At 74.2% G+C, this 20,111-nt stretch carries 24 protein-coding genes; 15 read left to right on the forward strand and 9 right to left on the reverse strand.

Annotation, left to right across the window (positions count from 1 at the left end; all coding sequences use genetic code 11):
- The first annotated feature begins 20 nt into the window (after positions 1–20).
- Positions 21–446, forward strand: coding sequence for a hypothetical protein (locus tag PH191_RS23830; RefSeq protein ID WP_274197116.1), 426 nt, complete (start codon positions 21–23; stop codon positions 444–446).
- A gap of 23 nt (positions 447–469) precedes the next feature.
- Positions 470–1,090, forward strand: a complete 621-nt coding sequence (pdxT, locus tag PH191_RS23835) for a pyridoxal 5'-phosphate synthase glutaminase subunit PdxT (RefSeq protein ID WP_274197117.1) — start codon at positions 470–472, stop codon at positions 1,088–1,090.
- Here pdxT and PH191_RS23840 read toward each other — a convergent pair.
- Positions 1,087–1,479 (reverse strand): SCO5389 family protein, encoded by a 393-nt coding sequence (locus tag PH191_RS23840; protein WP_274197118.1) that lies wholly within the window; start codon positions 1,477–1,479, stop codon positions 1,087–1,089. The genes pdxT and PH191_RS23840 overlap by 4 nt on opposite strands.
- A gap of 83 nt (positions 1,480–1,562) precedes the next feature.
- Positions 1,563–2,513, reverse strand: a complete 951-nt coding sequence (locus tag PH191_RS23845; protein WP_274197119.1) for an ATP-binding protein — start codon at positions 2,511–2,513, stop codon at positions 1,563–1,565.
- Positions 2,514–2,608: 95 nt separating this feature from the next.
- Between PH191_RS23845 and PH191_RS23850 the strand changes: the two genes are divergently transcribed.
- The 4 genes from PH191_RS23850 to PH191_RS23865 all read left to right on the forward strand — a co-directional run bounded on the left by PH191_RS23850 (position 2,609) and on the right by PH191_RS23865 (position 5,736).
- Entirely contained in the window at positions 2,609–3,586 is a 978-nt protein-coding gene (locus tag PH191_RS23850) for an LLM class flavin-dependent oxidoreductase (protein WP_274197120.1), read from the forward strand.
- 92 nt (positions 3,587–3,678) lie between these two features.
- A complete protein-coding gene (locus tag PH191_RS23855; RefSeq protein ID WP_274197121.1) occupies positions 3,679–4,188 on the forward strand; it encodes an SRPBCC family protein in 510 nt (169 codons plus the stop codon).
- 1 nt (position 4,189) lies between these two features.
- Positions 4,190–5,233, forward strand: a complete 1,044-nt coding sequence (locus PH191_RS23860; RefSeq protein WP_274197122.1) for an LLM class F420-dependent oxidoreductase — start codon at positions 4,190–4,192, stop codon at positions 5,231–5,233.
- Positions 5,230–5,736 carry a winged helix-turn-helix transcriptional regulator gene (locus tag PH191_RS23865; protein ID WP_274197123.1) on the forward strand — a complete coding sequence of 169 codons (507 nt, stop codon included), beginning with the start codon at positions 5,230–5,232 and terminating at the stop codon, positions 5,734–5,736. Before PH191_RS23860 ends, PH191_RS23865 begins: the two co-directional genes overlap by 4 nt.
- Positions 5,737–5,743: 7 nt before the next feature.
- On the opposite strand, the gene PH191_RS23870 is transcribed toward PH191_RS23865, so the two are convergent.
- The 3 genes from PH191_RS23870 to PH191_RS23880 all read right to left on the reverse strand — a co-directional run bounded on the left by PH191_RS23870 (position 5,744) and on the right by PH191_RS23880 (position 8,221).
- Complete coding sequence (locus PH191_RS23870) at positions 5,744–6,217, reverse strand: SRPBCC family protein (protein ID WP_274197124.1); 474 nt, start codon at positions 6,215–6,217, stop codon at positions 5,744–5,746.
- 53 nt (positions 6,218–6,270) lie between these two features.
- Entirely contained in the window at positions 6,271–7,665 is a 1,395-nt protein-coding gene (locus PH191_RS23875) for a PQQ-dependent sugar dehydrogenase (protein WP_274197125.1), read from the reverse strand.
- Between the two features lie 61 nt (positions 7,666–7,726).
- A complete protein-coding gene (locus PH191_RS23880) occupies positions 7,727–8,221 on the reverse strand; it encodes a PaaI family thioesterase (protein ID WP_274197126.1) in 495 nt (164 codons plus the stop codon).
- Between the two features lie 195 nt (positions 8,222–8,416).
- Between PH191_RS23880 and PH191_RS23885 the strand changes: the two genes are divergently transcribed.
- Genes PH191_RS23885 through PH191_RS23895 form a run of 3 tightly spaced genes read left to right on the forward strand, consistent with a single transcriptional unit; the run spans position 8,417 to position 10,675 of the window.
- Positions 8,417–9,178, forward strand: a complete 762-nt coding sequence (locus PH191_RS23885; RefSeq protein WP_274197127.1) for a YebC/PmpR family DNA-binding transcriptional regulator — start codon at positions 8,417–8,419, stop codon at positions 9,176–9,178.
- A 4-nt stretch (positions 9,179–9,182) separates the two neighbouring features.
- Positions 9,183–9,683: a GNAT family N-acetyltransferase gene (locus PH191_RS23890; protein ID WP_274197128.1), complete on the forward strand. Its 501-nt coding sequence runs from the start codon at positions 9,183–9,185 to the stop codon at positions 9,681–9,683.
- Positions 9,684–9,685: 2 nt separating this feature from the next.
- Positions 9,686–10,675 carry an endonuclease/exonuclease/phosphatase family protein gene (locus PH191_RS23895; RefSeq protein ID WP_274197129.1) on the forward strand — a complete coding sequence of 330 codons (990 nt, stop codon included), beginning with the start codon at positions 9,686–9,688 and terminating at the stop codon, positions 10,673–10,675.
- Here the strand turns inward: PH191_RS23895 and PH191_RS23900 are convergent.
- Positions 10,659–11,762, reverse strand: coding sequence for a winged helix DNA-binding domain-containing protein (locus PH191_RS23900; RefSeq protein WP_274197130.1), 1,104 nt, complete (start codon positions 11,760–11,762; stop codon positions 10,659–10,661). The two genes, PH191_RS23895 and PH191_RS23900, sit on opposite strands and share 17 nt — an antisense overlap.
- The gene (locus tag PH191_RS23905; RefSeq protein ID WP_274197131.1) at positions 11,759–12,025 is read right to left on the reverse strand and encodes an acylphosphatase; all 267 of its coding nucleotides are present in this window, start codon (positions 12,023–12,025) and stop codon (positions 11,759–11,761) included. Before PH191_RS23905 ends, PH191_RS23900 begins: the two co-directional genes overlap by 4 nt.
- Before the next feature lie 44 nt (positions 12,026–12,069).
- Between PH191_RS23905 and PH191_RS23910 the strand changes: the two genes are divergently transcribed.
- Positions 12,070–12,678 carry an alpha-ketoglutarate-dependent dioxygenase AlkB gene (locus tag PH191_RS23910; RefSeq protein WP_274197132.1) on the forward strand — a complete coding sequence of 203 codons (609 nt, stop codon included), beginning with the start codon at positions 12,070–12,072 and terminating at the stop codon, positions 12,676–12,678.
- On the opposite strand, the gene PH191_RS23915 is transcribed toward PH191_RS23910, so the two are convergent.
- Together PH191_RS23915 and PH191_RS23920 are read right to left on the reverse strand one after the other, a co-directional pair.
- Positions 12,641–15,457, reverse strand: a complete 2,817-nt coding sequence (locus tag PH191_RS23915; protein ID WP_274197133.1) for a hypothetical protein — start codon at positions 15,455–15,457, stop codon at positions 12,641–12,643. The two genes, PH191_RS23910 and PH191_RS23915, sit on opposite strands and share 38 nt — an antisense overlap.
- Before the next feature lie 191 nt (positions 15,458–15,648).
- Positions 15,649–16,116, reverse strand: coding sequence for a nuclear transport factor 2 family protein (locus tag PH191_RS23920; RefSeq protein WP_274197134.1), 468 nt, complete (start codon positions 16,114–16,116; stop codon positions 15,649–15,651).
- A gap of 149 nt (positions 16,117–16,265) precedes the next feature.
- On the opposite strand from PH191_RS23920, the gene PH191_RS23925 reads away from it, so the two are divergent.
- The 5 genes from PH191_RS23925 to yajC all read left to right on the forward strand — a co-directional run bounded on the left by PH191_RS23925 (position 16,266) and on the right by yajC (position 20,039).
- Positions 16,266–16,832, forward strand: a complete 567-nt coding sequence (locus PH191_RS23925) for a crossover junction endodeoxyribonuclease RuvC (protein WP_274197135.1) — start codon at positions 16,266–16,268, stop codon at positions 16,830–16,832.
- Positions 16,829–17,647 carry an alpha/beta fold hydrolase gene (locus tag PH191_RS23930; protein WP_274197136.1) on the forward strand — a complete coding sequence of 273 codons (819 nt, stop codon included), beginning with the start codon at positions 16,829–16,831 and terminating at the stop codon, positions 17,645–17,647. Before PH191_RS23925 ends, PH191_RS23930 begins: the two co-directional genes overlap by 4 nt.
- 190 nt (positions 17,648–17,837) lie before the next feature.
- Positions 17,838–18,443 (forward strand): Holliday junction branch migration protein RuvA, encoded by a 606-nt coding sequence (ruvA, locus tag PH191_RS23935; RefSeq protein WP_274197137.1) that lies wholly within the window; start codon positions 17,838–17,840, stop codon positions 18,441–18,443.
- On the forward strand, positions 18,440–19,525 hold the full coding sequence (gene ruvB / locus PH191_RS23940; protein ID WP_274197138.1) for a Holliday junction branch migration DNA helicase RuvB: 1,086 nt from the start codon (positions 18,440–18,442) through the stop codon (positions 19,523–19,525). Before ruvA ends, ruvB begins: the two co-directional genes overlap by 4 nt.
- Before the next feature lie 67 nt (positions 19,526–19,592).
- Complete coding sequence (gene yajC, locus PH191_RS23945) at positions 19,593–20,039, forward strand: preprotein translocase subunit YajC (protein WP_274197139.1); 447 nt, start codon at positions 19,593–19,595, stop codon at positions 20,037–20,039.
- Positions 20,040–20,111: the final 72 nt, after the last annotated feature.

Consider the following 20,111-nt stretch of genomic DNA (forward strand, 5'->3'; position numbering starts at 1 on the left):
GGCGATGGCACGATCGCGCCATGACGTCCGCTCCGCCGCCCGCGCGCGAGGATCGCGACCAGCGTGAACGCGACGGCGGTCTCGGCACCGCCGCGCTCGCCCTCGGGCTGCTCGCCGTCGGCACCTGCTGGCTCGGCTGGCCGGGCCTCGTCCTGGGGCTGCTCGGGGTGGTCGTGGGGTTCATCGGGTCCCGTCGCGCGTTCCACGACCGGCACCGCAGCGGCGCGATGTCGCTCAGCGGCTTCGTGCTCGCCCTGGTCGGTCTGGTCGTCGGCGCGTGGCTCGTCGTGCCGGGGCTGCTCGGCATCGGCACCTTCGGCGAGGGCCTGACCCTCGACGAGTGCATGGCCCAGGCCCAGGGGCAGCAGGAGGAGCGCATGTGCGCCTCCCAGCACCTCGACGAGTACCGCGCCCGCTACGGCGATCCCGGCGGCACGGGCGGGTAGTCCGGCGCTCCTAGACTGGAGCCGTGAGCGCACCCGTCGGCGTCCTGGCCCTCCAGGGCAACGTCCCCGAGCACCTCGACGCGCTGCGCGCCTGCGGCGCCGAGGCCGTCCCGGTCCGCCGGCCCTCCGAGCTCGCGGAGGTCGCCGGGCTGGTGCTCCCCGGCGGCGAGTCGACGACGCTGTCGAAGCTCCTCGAGGCCGTCGAGCTGCTCGAGCCGCTGCGGGAGCGCCTGCGCGCCGGGATGCCGGCGTTCGGCTCCTGCGCGGGCATGATCCTGCTCGCGCGCGAGGCCATCGACGCCCGGCCCGACCAGCACCAGCTCGGCGCCCTCGACATCACCGTGCGCCGCAACGCGTTCGGCCGGCAGGTGGCGTCGTTCGAGTCCGACCTGACGGTCACCGGGGTCGCGGGCGGCCCCGTGCGCGCGGTGTTCATCCGCGCCCCGTGGGTGGAGACGACCGGCCGCGGTGTCGAGGTGCTGGCGCGGGTGCCGGGCAGCGTCGCGGGCCCGGCGGCGGGCAAGGTCGTCGCGGTGCGCCAGGGCCCGGTGATGGCGACGGCGTTCCACCCCGAGCAGACCGGCGACGCCCGCCTGCACGACCTCTTCCTGCGCCGGGTCCGCGACAGCGTCGCGACGGGCTAGCAGTCGCGCAGCTCGGGGCTCTGGTTGAGGAGCTGGCCGCGGGGCGAGACGAACTCCTGCCAGACGGCCCCGCCCACGGCGCCCGGACGGAACGCGGCGACGCGGTGGCAGTTCTGGAACGCGAGCTTCACGTCGAAGTGGCGCTCGAGGCCGCCGCGGATGGCGTCGGAGGCCAGCGCCCGCAGCAGCTGGCCACGCTCGGCCTCGCTCGGCGGCGGGATCTCGTGGTCGGCGAGCTCGCCGTCGGAGAGCTCGAGGTCGGCGACCACCGAGGAGATCACCGTCCACGCGTAGGGCAGCGAGGTCCGCACGCAGTCGACGAACTCGGCGTCGGTCACCTGCCCGCGGGCGGCGGTGTCGAGCAGCTCGGGCGAGACGTCCAGGGACACGGGGAACCTCCGATATCGGGCGGGTGCGTCCTCCGAGCGAAGATCAGGGCCCGGGGCGGCGGCAATCGGCCGTCAGGAGGTGCTCAGAGCGTGACGACGGCCGGGCCCGGGACGAAGTCCGGATCGATCTGCTCGGCGAGGGCGGAGCCGGCCCAGGCGTCAGCGTTCCGCCGGTGCATCGCCACTGCGTCGGCCTGGTAGCGCTCCCAGTCCTTGCCGACGGCGTCGACGGCCGCGCGCAGGTCGTCGAGCACCGCGACGTGCCCGGCCTCCAGTCCGGCGATGTCCCGGGGCGCGCCGCGGTCGCCCGCGCGCACGTGGGCCGAGCGCCCGAGGACGCCGACGAGGTCGTCGCCGACCTCGGCCGCCAGGAACTCGGCGTCCGCCGCGTCCTCGATCTTGTTGCCGACGACGGCCAGCCGCACCCCGAACTCGCGGGCGTAGCCGGCGTACTGGCGGTACACGCCGACCGAGCGCCGGGTGGGCTCGCAGACGAGGAGCGTGAGGTCGAAGCGCGTGAACAGGCCGGAGGCGAAGGCGTCGGCGCCGGCGGTCATGTCGACGACGACGTACTCGTCGGGACCGTCGACGAGGTGGTTGAGCAGCAGTTCCACCGCGCCGGTCTTGGCGTGGAAGCAGGCGACGCCCAGGTCGGCGTCCTCGAACGCGCCCGCGAGACCCAGGCGCACGCCGGGCACGACCTCGCGCACCGCGGCGTCGTAGACCGGGTTGTCCTCGACGACGCGCAGCAGGCGCGACCCGCGCCCGGGCGGCGTCGTCTTGATCATCTGGTCGGCCGACGGGATGCGCGGGTTGTCGCCGCGCAGCCACTCCTTGATCAGGCCCAGGTGGGTGGGGAGCGTCGGCAGCCCGGCGGCGTGGGCCTCGGTCGCGCCCAGCGCGACCGCCAGGTTCTGGTTGATGTCGGCGTCCAGGGCGAGCACGGGCGCGCCCGTGGCGGCTGCCCGCAGCGCGAACAGCGAGGCGCAGGTGGTCTTCCCGCTCCCACCCTTGCCGACGAACGCGACCTTCACCCGGGACCCCTCTCGTGACGCTGCGCCGAACGAGTGACTACTCTAAGTCATGCAGGGGTCCGCATATCCGGGTGGTCACCGGGCAGGCTGTCCGCATGCGTCTGGGGCTCTTCCTGGTGTCGCCGCAGTGGCCGGGACGCGCGCACGGCGAGGCGCTGGCCGAGACCGTGCGCCTGGCGCAGCTGGCCGACCGGCTCGGTCTCGACGACGTCTGGCTCGCCGAGCACCACTTCGTCTCCTACGGCGTGTGTCCCTCGGCGGTGACCCTCGCCGGGCACCTGCTCGGCACCACGAGGCGGATCGGCGTGGGCACCGCGGTGAGCGTCCTGCCGGTGACCCACCCCGTCGCGCTGGCCGAGCAGGCCGCGATGCTCGACCAGCTGGCACCGGGGCGCTTCACCCTCGGGGTCGGGCGGGGCGGGCCGTGGCGCGAGCTGGTGGTGCAGGGCGGGGGCGTGGAGCGGTTCGCGGACGGCTTCGCCGAGGAGCTCGACGCCCTGCTCGGCGCCTGGCGCCGGCCCTCCGTGGCCGGGCCCGGGCCGGTCGTGCCGTTCCCGGAGGTCGCCGTGGTCCCGCGCCCGGCGACGCCCGGTGGCCCGCCGGTGCGCGTCGCGGCGACGAGCCACGCCACCGTCGACCTCGCGGCCGACCGCGGCCTGCCCCTGCTGCTCGGGATGCACGCCGACGACGCCGAGCGGGCCGCGATGGTGCGGCGCTGGACAGCGCGGGCCGGGTGCGCCGGCGACCACGTGGCGGTCGGGATCGCGCACGTCGCCGGCACGCGGGCGGCCGCGGTCCGCGAGGTCCGGGCGGCCCTGCCGACCTGGCTCGGACCGGGGCTCGCGGGTCACGTGCGCGCCGACGGCGCCCCGCGCACGCTGCGCGACCCGGTCGCCTACACCGATCTGCTGTGCCGCCTGCACCCCGTGGGCTCGGTCGACGACGTCGCCGAGCGCCTCGCGGAGACCGCCGCCGCGACGGGCGCGGCGCGCCTCGCCCTCATGGTGCAGACCACCGACGACCCCGCCCGCACCACCGCGACCGTCGAGGCCCTCGCCGCCCTCCGTGAGTGAAGTTCCCGGCTATGGCCGGGAACTTCACTCACGTGGGAGGCGGTAGCAGCGCTGGATATCGCCGAGCGACCCAGCGGCGATAGGCTCCCGCGATGCGCTACGCCGAGGGCCCCACCGTCGAGGCCACCGTCCACGTCGCCGCGCCGCCCGCGCAGGTCTGGCCGCTCGTCCGGGACATCCAGTTCGTCGCCGACACCTCCGAGGAGCTGCAGGAGGCGCACTGGCTGCCCGCACCCGAGGGACCGGCCGAGGGCGAGGCGCCCGCGGTCGGCCACCGCTTCCGGGGCCGCAACTCCCACCCGCAGGGTGGGGAGTGGGAGACGGTCTCGACCGTCGTGGAGTGCGACGAGGAGCGCCGCTTCTCCTGGGCCGTGATGGACACCGAGAACCCCACCGCGACGTGGCTCTTCACCCTCACGCCGGTCGAGGGCGGCACCGAACTGCGGCAGTGGGTGCGGATGGGCCCCGGCCCGTCGAACCTCAACAAGGTCATCGAGAAGATGCCCGACAAGGAGGAGCGCATCGTCGCCCACCGCTGTCGGGAGTGGCAGCAGAGCATCGAGCGCACCCTGGCCGGGATCAAGGAACGCGCGGAGTCCTGAGGTGCGCACCGCCACCACGATCGAGGCCTCCGGCGCGCCCTGGGGCGAGACGGTCGACTTCGTCGTCGAGGCCGAGCGGCTCGGTCTCGACGTGTGCTGGGTGGCCGAGGCCTGGGGCTCCGACGCCCCGTCGCCGCTCGGCTACCTCGCGGCCCGGACCGACCGGATGCTGCTCGGGACGGGTGTCGTCCAGGTCGGCACGCGCTCGCCGGCCCTGATCGCCCAGACCGCGCTGACGCTGCAGGAGATGTCTCAGGGGCGCTTCCTGCTGGGGCTGGGCAGCTCGGGTCCGCAGGTCCTCGAGGGTCTGCACGGGGTGCCGTTCGCGCACCCGCTGGGACGGATGCGCGAGACCGTCGAGGTCGTCCGCCGCGTCATGGCGGGGGAGAAGGTGACCCACGACGGGCGTCACGTGCGGCTCCCGCTGCCCGGGGGCGAGGCGCGCCCGATGCGGGTGTCGGTGACCTCGGACCACCGCGTCCCGATCTACCTCGCGACGCTCTCGCCGAAGATGCTGCGGCTCACCGGCGAGGTCGCGGACGGATGGCTGGGCACGAGCTTCGTCCCCGAGGGGGCGTCGACGTCGCTCGAGCCGCTGGCCGAGGGGGCCGCCGCGAGCGGGCGCACGCTCGCCGACCTCGACCTCTGCCAGGGCGCGGAGGTCGCCTTCACCGACGACCCCGGCCGGATCGACGCGATGCTCGACGAGCGCCGGGCGGGCCTCGCCTTCAGCCTCGGCGGCATGGGCTCGGCGAGCCGGAACTTCTACCGCGACGCCTATGCCCGCCAGGGCTACGGAGAGGTCGCGGCCGAGGTGCACGCGCTGTGGCAGGCGGGACGCCGGGACGACGCGGCGCAGGCGGTGCCGCGGGCGATGGTCGCGGCGACGACGCTGATCGGGACGCCGGACGTGGTGCGCGAGCGGCTGGCCACGTGGCGCGATGCCGGGGTCACCACGGTCCGGCTCTACCCGGCCGGGGGCACGCTCGCGGAGCGGCTCGACACGCTGGCGCGGGCGATCGAGCTGGTGGAGGAGGTCGGATGACCGAGCCGGCAGGAACGACGCTTCCCTGGCGGGAGCTCGACAGCGGCACGTGCTCCATCGCACGCACCATGGCGGTGCTCGGCGAGCCGTGGACGATGCTCGTCGTCCGCGACCTCCTGCACGGGGTGCGCCGCTTCGACGAGCTGGTCGGGCACCTCGGCATCGCGCGCACGGTGCTCGCCCGGCGTCTGGCGGTGCTGGTCGACGCGGGGCTGGTGGAGACCTCGGAGTACCGCGAGCCGGGCCGTCGGGCGCGGCGGGAGTACCGGCTCACCCGGGCCGGACACGACCTGCGCCCGGTGCTGCTCGCGCTGATGGCCTGGGGTGACGCCCACCTCGACGACGGCGCGGGGCCGCCGGTGGTCGTGCGTCACGACGGCTGCGGGGCGCCGGTGCACGTCGTCGAGGAGTGCGCCGGGGGCCACCGCCTCGCCGCGTCGGACCGGGTGCGCAGCACCCCGGGCCCCGGGGCCCGTCCCGCCCCCGGCGGGACGGACCCCTGACGCGTGCTCAGCTCGCCGCGTCGGCCACCTTGTCGATGGTCTGCGTCATCTGCTCCTCGGTGACCATCGGGAAGAAGCCGCGGAACGACTCGTCCCGGACAGCGCTCCAGTCGTAGACCTGCGTGACCTCGGTGCCGTTGCCCGAGGGCTCGAGCTTCCAGGTCCAGACGTGGCCCTTGGCCGTCACGTCGCCGAGCTTGTCGGTGTAGCCGTCGAGCGGGTGCAGCTGCGGCGCCCAGGCGATCTCGCGGTTCTCCTCGTAGGAGGTCACCGTGTTCAGCATCTGGTAGTCGCCCAGCGCGTCGTTGTACATGTTCATGACGAACTGGTCGCCGACGTCGCTGACCTCGCCGCGGCCGTCGACGCCCTTGAGCATGCCGGCGCCGTCGAACTCGTGGTGGCGGGCCGGCGTGGCCAGCAGCGAGAAGAGCTGCTCGGGCTTGGCGTCCACGGTCCTGGTCACGGTGATCTGATCGCTCATGGGAGTGTCGTGCCCCACACAGACGCCCGGCAAACGGTTGGGCACGACCGGCCTCAGCGACCGGGCGGTGCCAGGCGGTAGACCGCGCCCGCCTCGTCGTCGGTGACGTAGACGGCGCCGTCGGGGCCGGGGACCGCCGCGACCGGCCGCCCCCACCGCGACCCGTCGGGCGCCTGGAAGCCGCCGACGAGGGTGCGCTGCCCGCCGAGGTCGCCGCTGCGCCACGGGTAGAACGACACCTCGGGCGCGCGGGGCGACTGCCGGTTCCACGAGCCGTGCACCCCGACCAGCGCGCCCTGCCCGTAGGGCGCGGGCAGCGTCGTGCCGAAGGCCAGGCCGAGCGGGGCCGAGTGGGCGCCCATCGTCTGCTCGATCGGCGTGAGGGTCGCGCAGTCGAGCGCGCGGCCGTCGGGGTTGGTCTCGGCGTCGGCCACGAACGGCGGGTCGGACGGGTCGAGGGCGCTGTCCGGGACGCCGGGCGTCACGTCGGGGTCCGGGTTGCAGTACGGCCAGCCCAGGTCACGGCCCGGGGTGAGGCGGGCGAGCTCCTCCGGCGGGTGGTCATCGACGTAGTCGGGGATGACCCGACCGCGGGCGGACCCGTCGTCCTCGCCGTAGGGCCGGTCGTAGGGGAACGGGATGTTGTCGCGGTTGTTCACCGCGGTCCAGACCGCCCCGTCCGGGGCGACGGCGAGGCCCGTGCCGTTGCGGACGCCGCGGGCGAAGGGCTCGGGCGGGCCGCCGCCTGGCGGCACGCGCAGGATCGCCGCCCGCTGGGGGTCGGCCTCGCGGTCCTGGGGCGAGACGTTGCCCGTCGAGCCCACCGAGATGTAGACCGAGCCGTCCGGCCCGACGGCGACGCTCTTGAGCGCGTGCGCGTAGGCCCCGCCCAGCTCCGGGCTGCGCGCGTCGGGCAGGTCGTCGACGACGGTCGTCGGCGGGCCGAGGGCCGGGCCCTCGTAGGGGTACGAGCGCACGGCGTTGCTCTCGGCGACGTAGAGGGTGCTGCCGACGAAGGTCATCCCGTGCGGCTGGGTCAGCCCCGACACCAGCGTCGTGCTCGCCGGCCCGCCCGGTCCCGGGACGAGGCGGACGACCTCGCCGGCCCCGGGCCGCGAGACGAGCAGCGCGCCGTCGGGGGCGAACACGGCCATCCGTGCGGAGTCCACCCGCGCCCACACCGCGAGCGACCAGCCGTCCGGGATCAGGGCCTGGCGGGGGGCGTCGAACGGGGCCGCCGCATCACCCGGCGGCACGGTCACCGGCGAGGCCACGAGGCCCTGGGTCGCGGCGCCCGCCGGGGCGGGGCCCGGCCCGGCGGCCGGGACGGCGACGGCGTCCCCGTCACCGGGTGCCGGGGGAGCGGCGGCGCCCCCGCACGCGGCGGCGAGGGCCAGGAGCGCGACCGTGGCGCCCGCGACCAGGGATCGCGCGAGGCGTTGCGGCATGCGGCCGAGCCCATCACACGCCGACGTCCCCCGCGCGCCAGGGTGGCGGGCCGCCAGGGGGTCAGCCGCGCAGGATGAGACAGCTCGACGTGCCCTCGGCGACGAGGCGTCCGGCGCCGTCGAGCAGCTCGGCGCGGGCGAGCGCGGTGCTGCGCCCGGAGTGCACGACGTGGCCGACGGCGCGGGCGGTGCCCGAGTCGGCGGTGAGGCGGCGCAGGAACTTCACCGACAGGTCGAGGCTCGTGTAGCCGACGCCGGCCTCGAGCGTGCTGTGCACGGCGCACCCGAGCGCGGAGTCGAGCAGGGTCGCGTAGATCCCGCCGTGCACCGAGCCGATCGGGTTGTAGTGGTACTCGGCGGGCTCCACGGTGAACACGACGCGCCCGCGCTCCACGGACTCCACGGCGGCCCCGACCAGGGTCATGATCGGCGGCGGCGGGAGCGTCCCGTCGGCCATGGCGGCCAGGAACGACAGGCCGTCGCGCTCGGTCGCCGCCGCGGCGAGCGTCCGGGGGTCGGACCAGGTGTGGGTGCGCTCGCGCGTGGTGACGTCCATGCTGCTCCCTGGGTAGCGGAAGGAAACTCAGGCGGGGAATCCGCACCGTACCGTCCCGTCGCCGCGGGTGGGACCTCACCTAGACTGGATCGTCAGGAGCGTGTGCGGCGCGAACCGCCACCTGCGCCGGCCGGGGTCCGCCCCGGGAGCGGCGCCCGCGGTCGAGGACACGCGCGAGACGAAGGGCGGGAAGCGATGAGCGGCCACTCCAAGTGGGCGACCACGAAGCACAAGAAGGCCGCGATCGACGCGAAGCGCGGCAAGATGTTCGCCAAGATGATCAAGAACATCGAGGTCGCGGCCCGCACCGGCGGCGGCGACCCGGCCGGCAACCCGACGCTCTACGACGCCATCCAGAAGGCGAAGAAGACCTCGGTGCCCAACGACAACATCGACCGCGCCGTCAAGCGCGGGTCGGGTGCCGAGGCGGGCGGGGCCGACTACCAGGCCATCACGTACGAGGGCTACGCCCCGGGCGGCGTCGCGGTGCTCGTCGAGTGCCTCACCGACAACAAGAACCGCGCCGCCGGCGAGGTCCGCACGGCCATGAACCGCAACGGCGGCGCGATGGCCGACCCGGGCTCGGTGGCCTACCTGTTCAACCGCAAGGGCGTCATCATCGTCCCGAAGGAGCAGTCCGGCGGCTCGCTGTCGGAGGACGACCTGCTGCTCGCCGTGCTCGAGGCCGGCGCCGAGGAGGTCAACGACTACGGCGAGAGCTTCGAGGTGCTCACCGAGTCGAACGACCTCGTCGCCGTCCGCACCGCGCTGCAGGAGGCGGACATCGACTACGACTCCTCCGAGGTGTCGTTCGTGCCGTCGATGAACGTCGAGGTCGACGCCGACGGGGCCCGCAAGGTCCTGCGGATCATCGACGCGCTCGAGGACTCCGACGACGTCCAGAACGTCTACTCGAACTTCGACGCGTCCGACGAGGTCATGGCCGAGGTCGGCTGACCGGGTGCCGCCCACCGCTCCCTGCGTCGTCGCCGCGCTCGCCGCGGGCGACGCGGGGGAGGCCCTGACCGTGCAGTACGCGGCCTACCTCGCCGAGGCGCGCCGCTACGGCACCACGGAGATCCCGCCGCTGCGGGAGACGGTCGCGGAGCTGGCGGCCGATCTGGAACGTCCCGACGTGCGCGGGTTCGGCGCCTGGGCCGGCTCGCGGCTGATCGGGTCGGTGCGCCTGCGCGGCGACCGTGTCGGCACCGGGTCGGGGTGCGCCGAGCTGGCCCGCTACTCGGTCGCGCCGGACGCCCAGGGTCACGGCGTCGGCCGGGCGCTGCTCGAGCGCGCGCACGCCGAGCTGGCCGCCGGCGACGTCACCTGGCTCGTCACGGGCGCCCGCAGCGAGGAGAACCTGCGGCTCTACCGCCGCGCCGGCTACGAGGAGACCGGCCGGCTCGTCGACAGCGCCGGTGTCGAGCTGCTGCGCCTCGAGCGGCCGGCGCCCGGGTCCTAGGCGTGTCCCGCTTCCTCGACGGCGTCCTCCTGCTCGGCGCGGTGCTCGTCGCGCTGTGGGTGCCGTTCTGGTGGTGGGGGGCGCCCGGGTCGCCGATCGCCTTCGCGCTGCTGTCCGGGACGCCGGTGGTCGCGGTGGTCGCGGCCGTGGTCGCGGTGCTCGCGCTCGTCCGGCGCCGCTGGGCGGCCGGTGTGCTGGCGCTCGCCGCGGCCGTGGTGCTCGGGGCGATCGTCGTGCCGCGGGCCCTCGACGACGGCGACCCGGTCGTCGCCGCCGGCCCGGGGAGCACACCGGTGGTCGTGGCGACGGTCAACCTGCAGTTCGGGCGGGCCGATCCGGCGGCGGTGGTGGCGCTGGCGCGCGACCGTCGCGTCGACGTCCTGGGCCTGCAGGAGATCACCCCGGAGGCCGAGCAGCGCCTGGCGGCGGCGGGCCTGCGGGCGGAGCTGCCGTTCACGGAGTCGGCGGCGCGACGGGGCGCGGGCGGCACCGCGCTCGTCTCCCGTCACCCGCTCGCGCCCTCCGGGCTGGTGCTGCGGCCGGGCGTGTTCTCGCAGGTCACGGCCCGGGTCCTCGCACCGAGCGGGCCGGTCGACGTCGTCGTCGCGCACCCGTCGGCGCCGGTGTTCCGTGACGACCCCGGGGGATGGGCGCGCGAGATCGCGGAGCTCCCGGGGCCGGCGCCGCTCGGGGGACCGCCCCGGCTGGTGATCGGCGACCTCAACGCGACGCTCGACCACCGGCCGCTGCGCGCGATGCTCGCGCCCGGGACGTGGCGCGACGCGGCGTCCGCGGTCGGCGGCGGGCTGCGGGGCACCTGGCCCACCGACTCGACGCTGCCGCCGTTCGCGGCCATCGACCACGTGCTCGTCTCCGGGCCGATCTCCGCCGTCGAGGTGACCACGCAGGAGCTGCCGTCGACCGACCACGCCGGGCTGATCGCCACCCTGCGAGTGCGCGACGGCCGGAGCGCCCTCACCCCCGGAGCGTGAGCGGGCGCCCGAGAATCCGGCTCCAGACCGTGCGCTCGTCCTCGAGCGCCCCGTCGGGAAGGGGCGTGCCGAAGGGCGTGACCTCGAGCCGGTCGTCGTCGGCACGCCACGTGCCCACCACTCGGCCCGCGTCGAGCACGACGGGCGCGATCCACCCGGCGGCGCGGCTGACCTCGCCCCGGTGCGCGGTCGGGACGAGGTCGGGATCGGCGGTGCCGGCGCCGAGGACGTAGGGGTCGAAGGGCCCGAGGAGGCGCAGCCCCGGCGCCTCGGCCCCGAGCTCGTCGACGTCCTCGGCGCGCGCGTACCGGGTCTCGCCGTCGACGGTGACCTCGACGAGCGAGCCGTCGGCGACGAGGTCGGCGAACCACGCCCGCAGCCGCTTCTTCGGCGTGGCGCCCCGCAGCAGCCAGGCGTCGAAGGCCGTCGCGGTGGCCGGCCCGTGGGCGGCGAGGAACGCGGGGACGACCTCGCGGGCGGCCTCGTCGGGCTCCGGGAGCCCGGGCCAGCCCGGGACCAGTGTGCGCGGGTGCGTGAACGTCACGCGCGACCCGGCCGGCGGGCCGTGGCAGAGCAGCCCCTGCCAGGCCAGCGGCTTGAGCACCGCGCCCCAGCCGGAGCCGAGCGCGTCGGCGAGGCCCTCCTCCCGGCTGTGGGCGACGAGGGCGGCGACGAGCTCCTCGCGGGTCAGGACGGCGTCGGCGAGCACCTCGGCGACGGCCTCCTCGAGGGCCGCCATCTGCGCGGCGGTGGCGAACTCGCGCTGCCAGGAGCCCTTGTCCCAGGTGCGGGCCGCCGCGAGGAGCGCGAGCACGGCGGGCGCCTGGTCGGCGGCCAGGAGGTGCAGCGTGCCGCGCAGCGACCAGGTCCGGATCAGCGCGCCCGCGGCCAGGGCTGCGTCGACGTCGCCGTCGTCCGCGGTGCCGGCGGCCGTGCGCACGGCGACGGCCTGCGCGGCGGCCGACGGGACCTGCGCCTGCACGCCGACGAGGCGCCGGGCCGTCGCGGTGGGGTCGGTGCCGTCGCGCAGGGCGACGTGCTGGCGGCGCAGGCGGAAGGCGCGGACCTGGTCCGCGGTGACGTTCACGCCTGGTCGAAGGACTGCAGCCCCTGCGGGTCGGTGTCGGTGACGTCGACGCCGGTCACGTGCGCCTGCGACGGGCCCTCGTGCGCCCAGGCGATCATGCGCTCGACGGCGTCGTCCTCACCCTCGACGACCATCTCCACCGAGCCGTCGTCGCGGTTGCGCACCCACCCGGCGACACCGAGATCGTCCGCGGTGTCCTGCGCGCTCTGACGGAAGAAGACGCCCTGCACCTGCCCGTGGACGACGATGTGCTTGCTCGCCACCGAGACCTCCCCCTTCGCTCGAACATGTGTTCTACTCGTCGGTGATGACCGCCGCGTGGACGCCCTCGCTGTTCGGCGGGGGCGAGCCCGCTCCCGATCCGATGGTCGTCCCGCGCCGCATCGTCCTGGACGAGACGTCGTGGGTCGATCTCGCCCCCGCCTGGCTCACCGGCGCCGACGCCTGGTTCGACGCGATCGTCGCCGAGGCGCCGTGGAACCAGCGCCGACGGCGGATGTACGACCAGGACGTGATGGAGCCACGCCTGACCTGCGGGTGGCGTGTCCCCGAGGCGCCCGACCCCGCGCCGGCCGTCGCCGAGGCGCTCGCGGCGCGGTACGGCGTGCGCTTCGACCGCGTCTCGGCCAACTACTACCGCCACGGCGACGACTCGGTGGCCTGGCACGGCGACCGCGTCCGCTACACCCACGAGGCGCCGATCGTCGCGATCGTGTCGCTCGGGGCGTCACGGCGGTTCGGCCTGCGGCCCGTGGGCGGCGGGCCGTCGACGCGGCTGACCGTCGCGGGCGGCGACCTGCTCGTCATGGGCGGGCGCTGCCAGCACGACTGGCAGCACACGGTGCCCAAGTGGCCCGGCGCCGGCCCGCGGGTCAGCGTCACCTTCCGGCACGACGACCCGGGGCCGCGTCCCTAGGTTGTGAACTCCTCTCGACATCCGCCCACCAATTTCGGCGCATGGCGAGGTGGAACGCGGCCCACCGCTGCGCGGTCGTCCGCCCATCGAATGTCTCGTCGTCGAACCACTCCGCCAGCGCTTCCCAGCGAGCCTTACTCGCTCGACTCCATGCCTTCTCGGTCGCGGCGTCCATCTCGGCGCCACCCCGAAAGAGCCGCCGGAGTTCTTCCTCCTCGTCCCTGAGCACCGGCCGACGCCCCATCGAACAGCAGTCCGCCGCCTGCTCCGGCGCGCGCTCCCTCAGCGACCCGGCGAGGTTCCTGAGCCTTCGGTCCGACTTCACGATCGCGCGGCTGATACGGAAGGCCACGCTCTCTCCGCGAACCTTGCGGTGAACGCTGAGCAGAGCGGTGTCGCCGCCGCCGGCCATACTGGTCAACTGACGGTCGAGCACGAGATTCGAGAAGCGAGGGTGCGGGACGCGCGGTTTGCGAAGACTCTCGAGTCGTCCCGTGATGGTGATCTGCCGGGCGACGTCTTGTCGGGTACCGGAGTCACGCGGGTCCGTAGCGAGTCGTTCCGCGAGGCGCCACGCAGTCATCTCCTCATCGAGCCAAAGCCGCCGATCCTCGCCGCGATCAACGCGTCCGGAAAGACGCCGTTCCCACAACAGCGCCATCTCCTTGGCGGCCGCGCTGATGAACCGTGCGACGTAGGTGCTCTGTCTCCAGAGATGGATGTCCGGCCCACGTTGCACCGCTGCGCCGATCGAGCCGAAGGTGGTCGCCTCGAAGTCCTTGAACTCCCCGCGACCACGGAGCTGATCGAGGTCGGGCTCCTCGGCGAGGAGCCAGTCGCGCTGACGCGCGATGAAGTCGCTGTCGGCGCAAGCGGCCGCGCGCTCGAGTTCGGCGACGGAGCCGCGCGCTGCTCGCGCTACGACAGCTCCCCGCGTCTTGCGCGGCCACGCCCGCCCGTCGGGGGCGAGTAGCGGAAGGGCGAGGACACATGCGGCGTTGAAGTGAGCGCGCCAGGTCCGAGGGGCAGAGTCGGGTCGTCCGGTCAGGCGGGCGACGACATCTTCGAGCCGGGCCGGAGGTACCGGCCAATCACCGTCGAGCACGCGGGTCGCATCCGGGAAGGGCTCGACGTCCCGGCCAGTACCCCGCGCGACGATCGAGCGTCCGGGCGGCACGCCGAGTCCGTGGTACCGGTACTGGCTCAGCCCACGACGCGAGATGTGCTCGTGAGCCATCGCTCGCCGTAGCGCCGACCACGGCAGTCCGGTGAGGATGGCTTCTCTCGGGAGGATCTCTTCAGACGCCCGCGTCGCGAGGCGACCGCTGCGACGCGGGAGGCGAAGGTCCAGAGGCAAGGATGGATCGTGCGCAAGGTTCGGGTTCCGCCATGTCAGGAAGGCGCGCACGTGTGGCACTTCATCCTCTCGGCCCATCGCAGCGCGGAGCGCTTCCCGAGGCCGCACCTTGACGTAATCATCAGCGAGCCTCTCGAACTCGAGCTGCGAGATCATGGTGAAGAACGTGCGAGCGTGGGCGGTGCGATCCCGCCTCTCGACGGGATTCAAGCCCAGCTCCAGGTCGGCGAGCCAGGACGGACCTCCGCCGCCTTGGAGGAAGCGCCGGTACCGGCGGAGGAACCGGTGCCGCAAGGCCTTTCGGAGGTGGGCGCGACGTTCCTCCCGGGCGGACCGATGTTCGCGCGTGGCACACCGTTCCCGCCGCCCCCACCACTGGCTCGCAATCTTCTCGCCCAGTCCCAGCAGCATCGCATGGCGGTATCGCGCGACGAGGATGGTGGGATCGTCGGCTCGGAGACCTCGCGAGGCTCGCGGATTGCTCCACGTCGGGCGGTTGTCCACCCCGGTGGGACTCCACCAGGCTCCCAGGTGGGGATCCTGGTGAGCGGCAACGGTGATGATGTCGTCGTAGGTGAGCAGCGCATCGAGGTACATCTGCTGGCGCTCCTGCATCTTCCCGAGCTCCAAGCGCATCATCAGATTGCCCGGATCGCGCCGCAGGGCGAGACGCAGCGCGCCGACCGACTCGTCGTAGTAGCGCTCCGACCTCAGTTTGAGGAAGCGCTGATAATCGTGGAAGAGGCCGAGCGGGATGCGGAATCCCTGCCACAACGGCCACGGAGCCTGCCTGCACTGATCGGTTCGCGGAAGGACGTGACCCGCTACCGCGTGCGCAGCCCGTTCAGCGGCCTCCTCCCAGGTCGAACCGGTCACCGGAAAGGGTGCGAGCGAAGTACGTGGGAGCCGGGAAAGCTCGATGATCAGTACACACGGCTCCGGGCCTTCGGCCGACTGCAAGGTGCACGAGACCTGGAAAGCGGTGACCGGGGCGAAGAGGCGCACGAATCGAGATGCGGCACCCCATGCGCCTCGGAGCTGCTCGCCGGCCGCTTCGACCACGCGGAGGAAGTCGCTGGAGGACGCTGTCGAGGGCACGGCGGTAGCGCCGTAGAGGCGTGTCTTGACGAGTCGATCCTCGAAGGTCGACTTCAGTTCCCGCGCCAGGGGGTCGTTGGCGCCTCGCCAGGTGTTGTCCATGAAGGGCAGCACCATGATCGGGCCGGGACGTCGGGCGAGTAGCTCCACGCGGTATCGCCAGACCGAGTAGGAAGCGAACACGGCGACGATGACGGTGATGGACACGAGCGTCGTACTGCGCGCTGCTGCGCGACCGGCGCTCGGTGCGATCAACCACTCGGGGCTTACGAGTGCGAGGGCAACCGATCCCAGGAGGAGCAGGTTCAGCACCAGCGCGGCCAACGCCCACGGCAGCACCCGCGTCGGAGGAAGGTCCGCCACAGGCCCGTCGGTCCGGTTAACCGCAACTCGCTGACGCACGCGCCTCTTGTCCGGCGCGTGTCCACAAACGTTTCAGAGATCGGGTCATGAGCCCGTCAGCTCACCCGAAGCGAGTAGACGATCTACACGGATGTCGTAGCGTTCGCTGCGAGTCAGATCGGGATCTCGCTCGTGTCCCCGTCGGCGCGCGCCCCGTGGATCCGGCGCTCGGTCTCGGTGATCCGCAGGTCGTTGATGCTCGCCTCCCGGCGGGCCATGAGGCCGTTGGGGGCGAACTCCCAGTTCTCGTTGCCGTAGCAGCGCCACCACTGGCCGTCGTCGTCGCGGCACTCGTACTGGAAGCGCACCGCGATCCGGTGCCCGCCGTAGGTCCACAGCGCCTTGCGCAGGACGTAGTCGTGCTCGCGCTCCCACTTGCGGGTCAGGAACCCGATCACGTCGTCGCGGCCGGTGACCCACTCGTCGCGGTTCCGCCAGACGGTGTCCACCGTGTACGCGAGCGCCACCTTCTCCGGGTCGCGGGTGTTCCAGCCGTTCTCGGCGGCCAGCACCTTCGCGCGTGCCGACTCCTCGTCGAACGGCGGGAAGGGCGGGCGGGGCTCCTCGATCGGGCTGCTCACGGTGGTCCTCCTCGCGGGGTGCGGCTCGGGTCAGCATGCCGCACGGCCGCGCCGTTGATCACGTGCTGATCATGCGGACGCGGCGGGACACGCCGCGCGACGGGGACGAGAGCCGGTCGGTGGGCCGGCGCCCCGTAGCGTCGCGACCCATGCGGGTACTGGGCGTCGACCCCGGGCTGACGCGCTGCGGTCTCGGCGTCGTCGAGGGCTCCGGCGGGCGGTCCGTGCGCGCCGTGGCCGTGGACGTCGTGCGCACGCCGCCCGAGGCGGAGGTGGCGCAGCGGCTGGGGGCGGTCGCCGACGCCGTCGAGGCCTGGATCGTCGAGCACCGCCCCGACGTCGTCGCCGTCGAGCGCGTGTTCGCCCAGCACAACGTGCGCACGGTGATGGGGACGGCCCAGGTCAGCGGTGTGGTCGCGCTGGTCGCCGGGCGCGCGGGCCTGCCGGTCGCGTTCCACACGCCGAGCGAGGTGAAGGCGGCGGTCACCGGCTCGGGCCGCGCGGGCAAGGAACAGGTGACGGCGATGGTGACCCGGGTGCTCTCGCTCGGCGTCGCCCCGCGCCCCGCCGACGCCGCCGACGCCCTGGCCCTGGCCGTCTGCCACTGCTGGCGTGCCCCGATGATCGCCCGGATGGCCGAGGCCGAGGCCCGCGCCGCCGAGGTCGCGAAGCACCACCGCGCCCGTCTCGCCGCCGCGCGCAAGGCCGCCCGTTGACCCTGGCGCACGTCCTCTCCGCCGACGGCACGCGGATCGCGGTGGAGACCGTCGGCGAGGGCCCGTCGCTCGTGCTCACGATCGGCGCCCTGCAGGACCGGGCGAGCGTCCGCCTGCTGGCCGAGACCCTCGCCGACCGGGCCACCGTCCACGCCTGGGACCGGCGGGGACGCGGCGACTCGGGCGGCGCGCCCGACCCCGACGTCGACCCCCTCGGGCCCGACGGCGAGGCGCTGGTCGCGGCCGAGGTCGCCGACCTCGCCGCCGTCGTCGCCCACGCCGGCGAGCACCCCGCCCTCTACGGGCACTCCGCGGGCGCGGTGCTCGTCCTCGAGGCCGTGATGCGCGGCGTGCCGGCCGGGCGGGTCGTCGCCCACGAACCGCCGTGGCGCCTCGCGACCGACGACCCCTCCCCGCGGCACGAGCTGGCGGCCGCCACGATGGCCGCCCTGCGCGACGGACGGCCCGACGATGCCGCGGCCGCGTTCCTCGGCGGCTTCCCGGCCGCTGCGCCCGCACCGGTCGAGCGCCTGCGGACCACCCCGTTCTGGGCGCGGACGGTCGCGCTCGCCCCCTCGCTGCCCCACGACGTCGCCCTCGTCGTCCGCGACGGCCTGCCGACCGACCGGCTCGCGGCGCTGCGCACACCCCTGCTCGCCCTCGACGGCGGCGCCAGCCCGGCCTGGGTGACCGACGCCGTCGCCGCCCTCGCCGCCGCCGTGCCCGGCGCGGAGCACCGCACGATGCCCGGCCAGGAGCACTTCGTCCTCCCGTCGGTGCTCGCCCCGGTGCTGGCCGACCACCTGACGGGGTGAGCTCTCCAGAACGATCTCCCGAGAGTGCCGTGGGTGTCCCCGCGCCGGCGCCACTCCCGAGAGATCGATCTGGAGAGGTCGTCCCCACGGTCGGCCCCGGGAGACGCGGGCGCGGCGTTGCGCAGCGGTGTCGGGGGTGCCCGGTAGCCTTCGAACGCGTGTTCGTCAGGAGGGTCGGGAGGGTCGTGCGGTGATCTCGTCGGTGCGGGGGGAGGTCCTGGGCGTCGGGCTCGACCACGTCGTGGTCGAGGTCGGGGGTGTGGGGCTGGCCGTGCAGGCGACGCCGAACACGCTGGCCCGCCTGCGCCGCGGGCAGCAGGCCCGCCTCGACACGGCGCTGGTGGTGCGGGAGGACTCGCTGACGCTCTTCGGGTTCGCCGACGCCTCGGAGCGCGAGATGTTCCTGCTGCTCCAGACGGTGTCCGGGGTCGGTCCGCGGGTCGCGCTGGCGACGCTGGCGGTGCTCGACCCGGCGGCCCTGAGCCACGCCTTGGCCGACGGCAACCTCACGACGCTCATGAGCGTGCCGGGCATCGGGCGCAAGGGCGCCGAGCGCCTGGTGGTCGAGCTGCGCGACAAGGTCGCCCCGCCGAGCGCCGCGGGCGGCGACGGGACGCCCCTCTCGACCGTGGCCGCGGGGACGCTGCGCGACCAGGTGGTCGAGGCGCTGGTGGGCCTCGGCTTCGCCGCCAAGCCCGCCGAGAAGGCCGTCGACGAGGTGCTCGGCGGTTCGTCCGGCCCGGATGACTCCTCCGGCGTCCTGCGCGCCGCCCTGAGCAGGCTCGGGCCGCGATGAGCGAGCACGACCTGGAGGCGAGCCTCGAGCGGGCGCTGGCGAGCACGCCCGCCGACGGCGAGAGCGACCTCGAGAACAAGCTCCGCCCCGCCCGGCTCGCCGAGTTCATCGGCCAGCCCCGAGTCCGCGAGCAGCTCGACCTCGTGCTCCGCGGTGCCCTGGGCCGCGGGAGCCCGCCGGACCACGTGCTGCTCTCCGGCCCGCCCGGTCTGGGCAAGACCAGCCTCGCGATGATCATCGGCGCGGAGCTCGGCAGCCCCGTGCGCATCACGTCCGGCCCGGCCCTGGAGCGCGCGGGCGACCTCGCGGCGATGCTCTCCAACCTCGTCGAGGGCGACGTCCTGTTCATCGACGAGATCCACCGCATGGCCCGGCCCGCGGAGGAGATGCTCTACCTCGCGATGGAGGACTTCCGGGTCGACGTCGTGGTCGGCAAGGGCCCCGGCGCCACGTCCATCCCGCTCGACGTCGCCCCGTTCACCCTGGTGGGCGCCACCACCCGGGCCGGCGCGCTCACGGGCCCGCTGCGCGACCGCTTCGGCTTCACCGCGCACATGGAGTTCTACGAGCCCGAGGACCTCGAGCTGGTCGTCCGGCGCAGCGCACAGATCCTCGAGGTCGACCTGCGCCCCGACGGCGGCCGCGAGATCGCCCACCGCTCCCGGGGCACACCCCGCATCGCCAACCGCCTGTTGCGCCGGGTGCGCGACTACGCCGAGGTCCGCGCCGACGGCGCCGTGACGCGCGACGTCGCCCGGGCGGCGCTGGCCGTCTACGACGTCGACGAGCTCGGCCTCGACCGTCTCGACCGCGCGGTGCTCAGCGCGCTGGTCCGCAGCTTCCACGGCGGGCCGGTCGGGGTGTCGACGCTGGCCGTGGCCGTGGGGGAGGAGCCGGGCACGGTCGAGGAGGTCTGCGAGCCCTACCTCGTGCGGGCGGGCATGCTCGCCCGGACGCCGCGCGGACGCGTGGCGACGCCCGCCGCGTGGCGTCACCTGGGCCAGGAACCGCCCGCCACCGGCGCGGACAGCACCGACGATCCCGGAGACGACCCACGGGGCCAGGGCACGTTGTTCGGCTGAGCTGGCAGACTCGGAACCGGACATGCGCGGGTCGCACGAGGGTCACCCGCCCGGTGGACGGAGAACCATGGATCTCATCTTCCCCCTGCTCATCCTGTTCATGATCGGTCTGGTGTTCATGTCCAGCCGGCAGCGCAAGAAGCAGGAGAACCAGCAGAAGAACCTTCAGGGCAGCCTGCACGTCGGTGACGTGGTCGTGATGACCAGCGGCGTGAGCGGCACGATCGTCGACGTCGACGACGAGCGCACCATCGACCTCGAGATCGCCCCGGACGTCGTCACCACCTGGCTGCGCGCCGCCGTGCGCGAGAAGCTCGTGGCGCCGGAGGACCCCGAGGTCGTCGAGGACCTGGACGAGTCGGACGACGTCGTCCCCCAGTCGTCGATCCCGACCGAGAGCACCCCGGTCGTCGACGGCGGCACGAACGGCACCCACGGCACGGGGACGAACTCCGACACCAAGGACACGAAGGCCGACTCGACGGACAACGTCTCCTCGCCGCGCTCCTCCTGATCCGACCGGGGCGGGGCGCCGCCGGGCGCGTCGGCTCCGGCGCCTACCCTCGCGGCGAGCCCCTCCCCGGCT

Source organism: Actinomycetospora callitridis, from assembly GCF_028737265.1.
GTDB classification, from domain to species: Bacteria; Actinomycetota; Actinomycetes; order Mycobacteriales; family Pseudonocardiaceae; genus Actinomycetospora; species Actinomycetospora callitridis.

Bases quoted from the DNA above. Each gene is read 5' to 3' on its own strand.
- PH191_RS23830 (WP_274197116.1), top strand. From the start codon at position 21: ATGACGTCCGCTCCGCCGCCCGCGCGCGAGGATCGCGACCAGCGTGAA.
- PH191_RS23850 (WP_274197120.1), top strand. From the start codon at position 2,609: ATGCGTCTGGGGCTCTTCCTGGTGTCGCCGCAGTGGCCGGGACGCGCG.
- PH191_RS23855 (WP_274197121.1), top strand. From the start codon at position 3,679: ATGCGCTACGCCGAGGGCCCCACCGTCGAGGCCACCGTCCACGTCGCC.
- PH191_RS23865 (WP_274197123.1), top strand. From the start codon at position 5,230: ATGACCGAGCCGGCAGGAACGACGCTTCCCTGGCGGGAGCTCGACAGC.
- PH191_RS23870 (WP_274197124.1), bottom strand. From the start codon at position 6,217: ATGAGCGATCAGATCACCGTGACCAGGACCGTGGACGCCAAGCCCGAG.
- PH191_RS23875 (WP_274197125.1), bottom strand. From the start codon at position 7,665: ATGCCGCAACGCCTCGCGCGATCCCTGGTCGCGGGCGCCACGGTCGCG.
- PH191_RS23880 (WP_274197126.1), bottom strand. From the start codon at position 8,221: ATGGACGTCACCACGCGCGAGCGCACCCACACCTGGTCCGACCCCCGG.
- PH191_RS23885 (WP_274197127.1), top strand. From the start codon at position 8,417: ATGAGCGGCCACTCCAAGTGGGCGACCACGAAGCACAAGAAGGCCGCG.
- PH191_RS23910 (WP_274197132.1), top strand. From the start codon at position 12,070: ATGACCGCCGCGTGGACGCCCTCGCTGTTCGGCGGGGGCGAGCCCGCT.
- PH191_RS23925 (WP_274197135.1), top strand. From the start codon at position 16,266: ATGCGGGTACTGGGCGTCGACCCCGGGCTGACGCGCTGCGGTCTCGGC.
- ruvB (WP_274197138.1), top strand. From the start codon at position 18,440: ATGAGCGAGCACGACCTGGAGGCGAGCCTCGAGCGGGCGCTGGCGAGC.
- yajC (WP_274197139.1), top strand. From the start codon at position 19,593: ATGGATCTCATCTTCCCCCTGCTCATCCTGTTCATGATCGGTCTGGTG.